Origin of the sequence: Marinifilum sp. D737 (assembly GCF_026672275.1) — a bacterium.
Lineage (GTDB): Bacteria > Bacteroidota > Bacteroidia > Bacteroidales > Marinifilaceae > Marinifilum.
In genome coordinates this window covers 23,471-32,844 of record NZ_JANQCD010000044.1, presented here as the reverse complement: position 1 = coordinate 32,844, position 9,374 = coordinate 23,471, and the positions used below count along the sequence as shown (strand labels likewise).

Genomic DNA, 9,374 nt, shown 5'->3' with positions numbered 1-9,374 from the left:
TCTGTACCTAAGTAGACTCTTAGATGATCAAACTATAAATCTTACGCAGCTCTGCTGCTTTTCTGATGAATTTGAATTGAGTATTACCTAGGTGCAGAGCACCTTGACATTTATAGATAACTTGATAATTTTACGAATATTAAGGTACAGAGTACCGTTATTCATTAAGATTTTGAAGACTTTCAGAAAAAAAAAGAGATCAAACCAAGGTGGATCTAATCTCTTACTTAAAATACAATCAGTATGGTGTCATACTGCCACAATTTCTTTTTTCATGCTATAAAGAACAAAAAGAACTTCTTCTTTCTCTTTTTGCCCAACATTATTCATTTCGAGCGCTTGCAATATGTCGTCAATAACAGCATTAAATTCCACATCGCTAATATTCATTCCTTTATGAGTCGTTAACATGTCCTTGCCCTCATAAACATTAGGACCTCCGGTTCCCATAATAAAAAAGTTAGCTGCTGCTTTTTTTAATTCAGGGATGTTGCTCTTTGAATAACGCGTTGCAATAGCAGGATGTTTTAGATGTAAATCTAAGGCATCACTAGCTATTTTTGTAATTCCTTCACTACCTCCCAGTCTTTCGTAAAGTGATAACTCCATTTTTAAATCCTCCTAATTATAAAATAAACAAGAATTTACGGAGAATTAGCTGCAATGTCAATTAATTAAACAAGCTAAACCCACTGAATATCAATCACAACAACACATTTACAATCTAAATAACAATGAAAACATGCTACAGGTAAATCCTTTATCAAGCCTTTTTCTTACTGTATTAATTAGGATAGAAGCAAACTACATCCAATCAATAGGATTTCCGATTTGAGCTATTTTATGGATAGCAGGACAAATTCAATCCTTTATTTATTTCAAATTGCTTCGCTGTACTTCCAATTTGCTTGTAAATTCATCCATATCTTTTGTAATGAACTCATGAACCACAATCTCTGGTTGAACTTCTGCTATAATTTCTTTCACACGTTCGGTTCGAAAAGGCAAATGCTGATCGATTTGCAAAACATGATTACGGGCTGCTGAATATTTTTCACGATGGGTTAGTTGTTCCCAATCCTGAGGAAAACCATTTTGCAATTGCTTTAACTGATATTCTCCCGACAAACTGCAATTAAGGTGTAAACTTTTAATTTTGTCTTGTACATCTTTCGATAGTCTTGATATTCTATCCAAAACAAAATCGATGGCCTCATCCTCGCAACGCAGCGTCGGGTTGGTATTCATTAAATGCCCGGTATCCAACAAAATATTCCAATTGCCAAACTCTAACCTTCCTGCAAAATCATCTACCTCAGCAGGGAATAGAAGATCCAAACCTGGCCACCACAGGTTTTCAATTGCCAATGTAACCGGAGGTTCTCCATCGGTAAATTCCTGTGCCGTACGGTTTAGCATCTCTGCCAAATTAGAACTCACTTCGGTATTTTTATACGTAAAATCGCGAGAAAAGGCATGATCCAACTCAACATGGGCCGCATGAATCACTGCATGAGCCGGATTAAACAGGCTGGCATTCTCCCACAACTTTTTTTGCGTTTGTACCATTTCTGATGCATTCTTACCTCCACAACAAAATTGCAAGTAATCATTATTTACATCCGGGAAATAATATTTTGCAGCTTCCTCTCCTTTTCGCCAAACATCCAACCATGTTACCCAAAAAGGCAAATGAATTGATTTTACTACTTCTTTAGGGATTTCATCAGATGGGTGATCATATCCTATTAATAACTCTACTCCATCTAATTCTTGTGTATTGATATATTCTTTTAATCCCTCCCATTTGTTATCGAATCGATCCACATCGGAAGGATGAACTGAAAAGTCTATTAAGTTTTGGTAGCTCATAATACCATTTTAATTTTAAAATGATTCAGGTGTTATGCCGATAGATATTTAAAGAGAAATAAGGATCAGAGTGAAGTTATCGATCAATTAAATACAAATCGGTATTGTCTAAAATTTTGCATCAAAAATAGTTCAATACCAATAAGCAATCAAAAGGATTGGTAAAATATATTAATCTGTGAGTAGTTTCAGCCTAAAATATTTTTCAAAAAGAGTCGAGCTTACAATTTTAATGATCCAAATGAGCATTTTCGAAGTAGGTTTTTCTATCAATTTTGATCACTTTTTTAGGAGCACAGTCCAAAAAATGACGTTTTGCCCCTTTTTCGAAAATTTCGTAAACGTTATCATAAACATTCAAAATGGTCAAATCACGTTAATAATGATAAAATTCTTTATTAAATCTGTGTAACGCAAACAATTTCGGGAGTTTCCGAAACCGTTATAAGTTCATTTTTTTGTTATTTCTTTACTTTTCGAGGATTTTATTTAGATCATTTCTATCAATAATCTATAGATTTACAATGTCAGCATGAGAGAAAAATCAAGAGCTGATTTATTTAACTTTTAATTATTAAATTTTATTTGTATGAAAACAAAAAATGTAAATCTAAAAGGAATCGTATTGGGAGCATTACTATTCTTGGGTGCAAGTTCAGCTTTTGCCACTGGTAACATCAAAATCAATCCATATTTGGATACAGATTTATCTATCGTTTCTATCATTAACCCTTCTGAATCGGCACTAAAAATGAAGATTTACGATAGAGAAGGAAACCTATACTACTCTAAAAAAGTAAATCGTGCAACTACCGATCAGAAACTATTTGACTTTTCTTACTTAGAAGATGGTATTTACAAGATTGTACTAAGTGGTGCAGAAGAAAATGTTGAAAAAGAATTCATTATTGAAGGTAAAAAACTTAAAGTTACAGCTGCCAAAGAAGTTGCTGAAAAAACTTTATTCAGATCTCAAGACAACAATTTGTTTGTGAGCTACCTTTCTTTTGAAAATGATACTTTCAACCTTTCAATTACTGATGAATTAGGCAATGAAGTTTTCGAAGAGTCATATACTTCAGCTCCAACTTTTTCAAAGAAGTTTAATGTTACTGCATTACCTGAAGGAGAGTACAAAGTACGTTTAGTTTCGAACAACAAAGAATACAATTATGCCTTCAGAAAGTAATGAGCAATGTGGGTCGTGTGACCAGATGATTCTAGTGAATCACAATTTTTTAATAAGTGTATCCCTTTCATGTTAGAGATACACTTATTTTTTTATTCCCTAAAATCTCAAAGCTCAATATCTATTGACTTACTGCAACTGTTTTCTTTCCGATGCAATAAAATCATAATACGGAAGTTGCAAGTCTTTTATTTTTGCATATTGCGCTTTAGCATTATCAACTTGTTCGAGAGACAAATAAATTCTCGTGAGTAGAGCTGCTTTCAAATTTTCATTCTCTTCATTGCTCGGCTTACAAGAAGTTAAAACTTTTAAAGCTTTCTTACCACTTTTATTTAAGCAAGATAATATCAGTACTTTTTGCGATAAATCCTTATTCTTCGATTTTTTCAACAATTTCTCAGTCTGCTTAAAACACATTCGGCTTTTATATTTAAGAGATTTTTTAGCATCATGCTCAACCACTGTACTCTTTTCCTGATAACACATTGCTAATTGCAATGCCTTATCAATATTTTCATCATCCTCCTTAAATTCTGTTGTTGATTTATAAATATCTTCCAAAGAAAAACTGTAAGCCTTAAGTAAATTCTTCATTGTATTAAGAGGCTTATATCCCGTCTTGGATTCAAACTGATTGTTCCACGCATCAGCAACAAAGATTTTTGGAATAGCATCTACTTGGAAATATCGATTAGAAAAACTAGAACTTAAATCTAACTTAACAAACACGAACTTATCAGCATATTCTTTCATGCTCTCTTTTTCCCATACATCTTCATCCATTTTCTTACACGGACCACACCAATTGGCCCAACAGTCCACGATAATTAATTTGTTCTGTGCTTTAGCAATTACCATCGCGTCTTCAAAGGAATCCATCCATTGAATTTGTCCATTTGCAATAAAACCAATTAACAGGCAAATTGAAATCAAGCTTAACTTTTTTAATTCTCTCATTTGTTTTGTGATTTAGTTACTTTATTAACTCTGTTTTCTCAAACAGAATAAGAAAGAGACCTTAAACCGAATTAAAGTCTCTTAATTATTTTTTGAATTTTATTTAACTACTCAACATTTTCCATTTGAGGCTCTTCGTTTTCTTTTTCTGGCTTAGAAACAACCGGAGGAGCTATTACAACTGGAGTCTTCTTTACAGAAATATTTCTTACTTTTTTAATGATATTGGTAAACATGTACTCATCGGCTTTTTGCTTATCGAGAGCCATAACTATTTTTCCTATTCTCGAAATATCCGACATCATTGTCCAAAGTGTATCGAATTCACTAAGATTATTGTTTACATGCTCTTTGCGTTCCCTTATTTTATTCTCTTGCAATAGATTTTTCTCATAAATGGCCTTGGTGTCGTTTTTAATTTCAAGACCTAAGTCTTCCTTGTAACCTTCTGCTTTAAGCTGATCGATATTTTTAGCAATATTCTGCTCTATTACCTTTTGTTGTGCACAATAAGCTTCTACATTTCTTTTTCTTAAATCCTTTTTGGCTTCACGAATGCCAAAGTCGGCATACTTAATAACAAGTGATTTGTTTGCAGATTGCACATAGCTGGCCAATCGGTTTAGCTTTGGAACCAAATCGTCCATACTTTGATACAAATCGCTTGTTATGGTTTTGATTTCCCCGCTTAGGGATTGGGTGGTAGTTAAATCCTGCACCTTATGGATTTGAGCACTAACAGAAGCGATGAATTCATCATTGTATTTTGGTGAGTATTCTTCAAATTTTACTCGATCTCGTTGCAATAAGCTTAATAATAAATCGCCTACAACTGGTAATTCTTCTCTTCTGAATTTAAAATAAGTTCCCATGACTTTTTTTTGTTTGATTATTATTATTTCGTTGGTTGAACAATTCTTCTTTTAAAAATTTGCCTCTTCCCCCTCTTTAATAAATCTCAACTTCACAATTCATTTCTCCTACTTACTCATTCCTTCTTACTACAAATCGATTCCTTTTTCTTACTTACGCATTACTTCTTTCTACTTTCTTGTTCCTTTTTCTTACTTACGCATTACTTCTTTCTACTTTCTCGTTCCTTCTTCTTACTTACGCATTACCTCTTCCTACTTTCCCCAGTTTTACAGAAAAAACAAATATTTTCTTTAAGATTCATGATGCACTTAACGCATCTCTTTTTATTATGCAATACACCAATTTAGCATTTTTATATTTATATGTCAAGCTTTTAAGTTGATTTATTTTATATATTTATTGTCTTTTCTTTTGGCAAAAAGAAATCATAAAGAGAAATGTGTTAATACTTTTTTAACAAATCTGTTTTTTGTTGAGCTTGCAAAACCCGCAAATAACAGATATATTCACGCTTCGTTAAACAATGGGGAATTTATTATTTATTAAATAGATCAGAAAAATGAAAAAACTATTATTTGCAATCGCAATCTGCGGATTCGTACTAAGCTCTTGTGGAAACAAAACTAAAAAAGAAGCTACATCAGAAAAATCTTGTTGTTCAAAAGAAAAAACTGAAGTAGTTGCTGAGAAAAAAGAAGAATGCAAAGGTGAATGTACAGGTTGTGCACATGGTACAAAAACTGAAGCCACTGCAGAAACTACAGAAAAGAAATGCTCAGGAGAGTGTGATCATCACAAGGCAGAAGCAAAAACAGAATGCAAAAGTGATTGCAAAAAAGAATGTAGCAAAGAATCGTAAGCTTACATACAAGGAAAAGTAAAAGGTCGCAGGTTTATCTGCGACCTTTTTTTATTTACGTTTTTCCAAGTACCTATTCCTAATCATACAAAATCAAATTTGTTTTGCATTGTGATATTCAGTAATTTAAATAGGATAACAAAATAATCTACAATATTCACAACTATTGTATGTTATCACAAAACACCAGAATCATTCACCTAAAACAAATTTCATCATGGCTAAAGTTATTATTTTCGGAATATTGGATACCGCCGAATTGGCTCATTGGTATCTGGAGAACGATAGTGAGCACGAAGTAGTTGCCTTCACAGTAAATCAAGAATATCTTAAAGAAGATACCTTTAAAGGACTGCCAGTGGTTGCTTTCGAGAATTTGGAAGATAAATATCCGCCAAGCCAATACAAATTGTTTGCTCCTATGACAGGACGGAACATGAATCAGCTAAGAGAGAAAGTATACCTTGCGGGAAAAGAAAAAGGCTATGAATACATCTCATACATCAGCTCCAAGGCGACGGTATGTGGTAACGAAATAGGCGAAAACTGTTTTATTCTTGAGGATAACACTTTACAGCCTTTCACGAAAATTGGCAATAACGTAGTACTTTGGAGTGGCAATCACATTGGACATCATGGTGTGATAAAAGATCATGTATTTTTCACATCGCATGTTGTAATGTCGGGACACTGCACCATAGAGTCGCATTGTTTTTTTGGCGTTAATGCAACCATCCGCGATTATTCGCACTTGGCACAAGGCACTTTACTTGCTATGGGTGCCAGCTTAACAAAACAAAAAACCGAAGAATGGGGAGTTTATGTAGGAAATCCTGCTAAAAAGCTCGAAGGAAAAATTAGCCATGAATTGTATTAGGAGCTAAATAATTTTATTTCAACTAAATCCATGAAGCATTTTTCATGGATTTTTTGTTAACGAAATTATAATCATATGATATAGGTATTGTATTTTTATTTTTGAAAATTTATATTTGTCGCAAACATTTTCGTAAATGAGGAATTTGAAAAGTTATATTTTGTGCTTAACGATGATAATACCAATGCTGGTATTGTTGGCTCATGATATTATTCCTCATAATCATCATCTACAACAAATTGATGATTACCATCATGTTTCAGTAATTCAGGTTCATCATCATGGACATGCTGCCAATACACACCAACACAATGGTATTCATTGGAATCATTCTCATGAAGCAAATGCTGAAACATGTTGTATTCTAACTCATAATAGAGTACAGAAAGATAATGCCTACAAGGTATTTTTGCAGTCGGATAACATTCAGTTGGATTGTGAAGAAACTCAAAGGCTTCAAAGCTTTAAATTACGCAATCAAAAATTAACTCCTGAACCACTCAGGTTCATTCCTCACAGGAGAGGTCCGCCCAGTTCATTCTTAGCCTAAGGCTTAAATTCAACAACTTATTAAAGTTGCCTTGATATTATTGTATCATATTTATAGATATTATAGTACAATAAAATCATACATAAAGCATTCTAATTATTTATAACAAAAGTTGTAGAGATTTCACTTGGTATACTATAGTGAATTGCCATGTGACATCTACAAGCTAACTCAAATTTCAATCCTATGAAAAAATTATTATTTGTCCTATCCATTTGTGGACTAGTACTTACCTCCTGTGGTAATGCAGGTAAAAAATCAGAGAAAAAAGAAGAAATTCATTCTCATGAAGGACATGATCACGATCATGATCATGACCACGGGGATGGAGCTCATTCTCACTCTCATGATAAGGATGCACATGACCAAGAGGAGTTTGATGTTGACAGTACCAAGCACGAAGAAGGTCACGATCATGGACATGACCACGATCACGACCACGGACACAAACATTAATCATTAAAGCTGAGTTGGAGAAAGTTAACTCCGGCTCAGCTCATGAAATTTTGAGTTATCAATACAATAAAGAGAAAAAAATGAAACGTCCATGAGTAAATAATTATTAACTCACGCACGAGGATGATTATTTAGGAATGGTAATCCCGATAGTTATCGGGACCATCTCACCTTAACAAGAAAATTATAAACAGATGAAACGATATATCTGGATAAGCTTAGCCTTATCATTTTTAATAGCATGTAAACCAAATAACAATTCGCATGGGCACGATCATGGCGGACACGCACATGGCCCCGATACTCACGCAGCACATGATGAAGAGGATCATTCAACAATGAGTTTAACTTTGTACAACGAAAATACAGAGTTATTCGTGGAGTTTCCTAAACTCATGCTGGATCATGTTTCGAAGTTTACTACACATTTAACCAATCTTAAAACCTACAAACCTTACACCGAAGGAAGCGTTAAAGTTATTTTAATGGTTGCAGGAAAAGGTTACTCGAACACGGTAAATACGCCTGCCAGAGATGGTATTTTTACACCTGCACTAATGCCTAAAAAGGCTGGCTCAGCAACCTTGGTATTTGAGGTAAATTCGAAGTATGGCAAAGAAAAGTTCGTTGCTAAAAACATCCCTGTTTACAAGGACCATGAAGAAGCAGATAAGGCAGCTGCTCAGGAAACATTAAGTGATCATGAAATTAGCTTTTTAAAAGAACAAGCCTGGAAAATTGATTTTGCAACTGCTGAAGTTAAAAATTCAAACTTCCAAAACATTATCAAAACAACCGGCACTCTGCAACCTGCTGTTAATATGGAAAAGCAAGTAGTTGCCAAAACCAGTGGTGTAGTTCATTTTAGTTCTACCGATATTGTTGCTGGTAAAACAGTTGACAAGAACACTTCATTATTTATCATTACCGGGAAAGGATTGGCTGGTGACAACCTGTCTACCCTATATACCGAAGCAAAACTGGCACTAGAAAAAGCCAAGGCTGAGTTCGATAGAGCAAGCACTTTGCGAGAAGATAAAATTGTAACGGAAAAAACATTTTTAGAAGCTAAATCGGCTTACGAAAATGCCAAGGTTAAATTCAACAGTATCAACAAAAACTATAATAACAGAGGACTTTCCATTCTTTCTCCGGTAAACGGATTTGTTTGCGAGGTATTTGTGAACGAAGGTCAATATGTTGAAAAAGGCAGCGTACTTGCCAAAGTAGATCAAGGTTCAAAATTGATGCTGAAAGCTGATGTTTACCAAAAGCATTTAAAAGAACTTTCTAATATCAAATCGGCAAACTTTAAACTTCCTTATCGCAATAAGGTATTTAGCACCGAAGAGTTAAATGGAAGAATGATAGCCTATGGAAAAGACATTCATGAGGATGATTACACTACTCCATTGTTTTTCGAATTGGATCTAACCCCTGAACTATACTCAGGATCGTTTGTGGAGGTTTATCTGAAATCTGAAAATGCCAGGAATGTTTTGCACATCGAAAAGTCGGCAATTCTTGAAGATCAGGGTTTAAAGTATGTATTTGTGCAAACCGGAGGAGAAAGCTTTGAGAAAAGATTTATTACAATAGGCGCCGACAACGGTCGTGAGGTAGAAATCATTAAAGGTCTTCGTGCAGGAGAAAGAGTGGTTAGCGAAGGTGCTTATTTTGTGAAACTTGCTTCCCTTGCAGGATCATTGCCAGCTCATTCTCACGAACATTAAGA

General features: G+C 34.2%; 10 protein-coding genes. 6 read left to right on the top strand and 4 right to left on the bottom strand.

The window, feature by feature from the left end:
• Positions 1–249: 249 nt before the first annotated feature.
• Together NQ163_RS18410 and NQ163_RS18405 are read right to left on the bottom strand one after the other, a co-directional pair.
• Positions 250–609: a group I truncated hemoglobin gene (locus NQ163_RS18410; protein ID WP_110361798.1), complete on the bottom strand. Its 360-nt coding sequence runs from the start codon at positions 607–609 to the stop codon at positions 250–252.
• A gap of 264 nt (positions 610–873) precedes the next feature.
• The gene (locus NQ163_RS18405) at positions 874–1,872 is read right to left on the bottom strand and encodes a TIM barrel protein (protein WP_268191800.1); all 999 of its coding nucleotides are present in this window, start codon (positions 1,870–1,872) and stop codon (positions 874–876) included.
• A 589-nt stretch (positions 1,873–2,461) separates the two neighbouring features.
• Here NQ163_RS18405 and NQ163_RS18400 point away from each other — a divergent pair.
• On the top strand, positions 2,462–3,061 hold the full coding sequence (locus tag NQ163_RS18400; RefSeq protein WP_268191799.1) for a T9SS C-terminal target domain-containing protein: 600 nt from the start codon (positions 2,462–2,464) through the stop codon (positions 3,059–3,061).
• A gap of 129 nt (positions 3,062–3,190) precedes the next feature.
• Here the strand turns inward: NQ163_RS18400 and NQ163_RS18395 are convergent, their stop codons facing one another.
• Both NQ163_RS18395 and NQ163_RS18390 read right to left on the bottom strand, forming a co-directional pair.
• Complete coding sequence (locus tag NQ163_RS18395; protein ID WP_268191798.1) at positions 3,191–4,021, bottom strand: thioredoxin family protein; 831 nt, start codon at positions 4,019–4,021, stop codon at positions 3,191–3,193.
• 107 nt (positions 4,022–4,128) lie between these two features.
• Entirely contained in the window at positions 4,129–4,893 is a 765-nt protein-coding gene (locus NQ163_RS18390) for a hypothetical protein (protein ID WP_268191797.1), read from the bottom strand.
• Between the two features lie 563 nt (positions 4,894–5,456).
• On the opposite strand from NQ163_RS18390, the gene NQ163_RS18385 reads away from it, so the two are divergent.
• The 5 genes from NQ163_RS18385 (at position 5,457) to NQ163_RS18365 (ending at position 9,372) form a co-directional block, all read left to right on the top strand.
• Positions 5,457–5,756 carry a hypothetical protein gene (locus NQ163_RS18385; RefSeq protein ID WP_120240071.1) on the top strand — a complete coding sequence of 100 codons (300 nt, stop codon included), beginning with the start codon at positions 5,457–5,459 and terminating at the stop codon, positions 5,754–5,756.
• Between the two features lie 217 nt (positions 5,757–5,973).
• Entirely contained in the window at positions 5,974–6,633 is a 660-nt protein-coding gene (locus NQ163_RS18380) for an acetyltransferase (RefSeq protein ID WP_268191796.1), read from the top strand.
• A 136-nt stretch (positions 6,634–6,769) separates the two neighbouring features.
• The gene (locus NQ163_RS18375) at positions 6,770–7,183 is read left to right on the top strand and encodes a hypothetical protein (protein ID WP_268191795.1); all 414 of its coding nucleotides are present in this window, start codon (positions 6,770–6,772) and stop codon (positions 7,181–7,183) included.
• 186 nt (positions 7,184–7,369) lie between these two features.
• On the top strand, positions 7,370–7,639 hold the full coding sequence (locus tag NQ163_RS18370; protein ID WP_268191794.1) for a hypothetical protein: 270 nt from the start codon (positions 7,370–7,372) through the stop codon (positions 7,637–7,639).
• 194 nt (positions 7,640–7,833) lie between these two features.
• Positions 7,834–9,372: an efflux RND transporter periplasmic adaptor subunit gene (locus NQ163_RS18365; RefSeq protein ID WP_268191793.1), complete on the top strand. Its 1,539-nt coding sequence runs from the start codon at positions 7,834–7,836 to the stop codon at positions 9,370–9,372.
• The last annotated feature ends 2 nt before the right edge of the window (positions 9,373–9,374 follow it).

Coding starts and splice junctions, on each gene's coding strand:
- NQ163_RS18410 (WP_110361798.1), bottom strand. CDS start 609: ATGGAGTTATCACTTTACGAAAGACTGGGAGGTAGTGAAGGAATTACA.
- NQ163_RS18405 (WP_268191800.1), bottom strand. CDS start 1,872: ATGAGCTACCAAAACTTAATAGACTTTTCAGTTCATCCTTCCGATGTG.
- NQ163_RS18400 (WP_268191799.1), top strand. CDS start 2,462: ATGAAAACAAAAAATGTAAATCTAAAAGGAATCGTATTGGGAGCATTA.
- NQ163_RS18395 (WP_268191798.1), bottom strand. CDS start 4,021: ATGAGAGAATTAAAAAAGTTAAGCTTGATTTCAATTTGCCTGTTAATT.
- NQ163_RS18390 (WP_268191797.1), bottom strand. CDS start 4,893: ATGGGAACTTATTTTAAATTCAGAAGAGAAGAATTACCAGTTGTAGGC.
- NQ163_RS18385 (WP_120240071.1), top strand. CDS start 5,457: ATGAAAAAACTATTATTTGCAATCGCAATCTGCGGATTCGTACTAAGC.
- NQ163_RS18380 (WP_268191796.1), top strand. CDS start 5,974: ATGGCTAAAGTTATTATTTTCGGAATATTGGATACCGCCGAATTGGCT.
- NQ163_RS18375 (WP_268191795.1), top strand. CDS start 6,770: ATGAGGAATTTGAAAAGTTATATTTTGTGCTTAACGATGATAATACCA.
- NQ163_RS18370 (WP_268191794.1), top strand. CDS start 7,370: ATGAAAAAATTATTATTTGTCCTATCCATTTGTGGACTAGTACTTACC.
- NQ163_RS18365 (WP_268191793.1), top strand. CDS start 7,834: ATGAAACGATATATCTGGATAAGCTTAGCCTTATCATTTTTAATAGCA.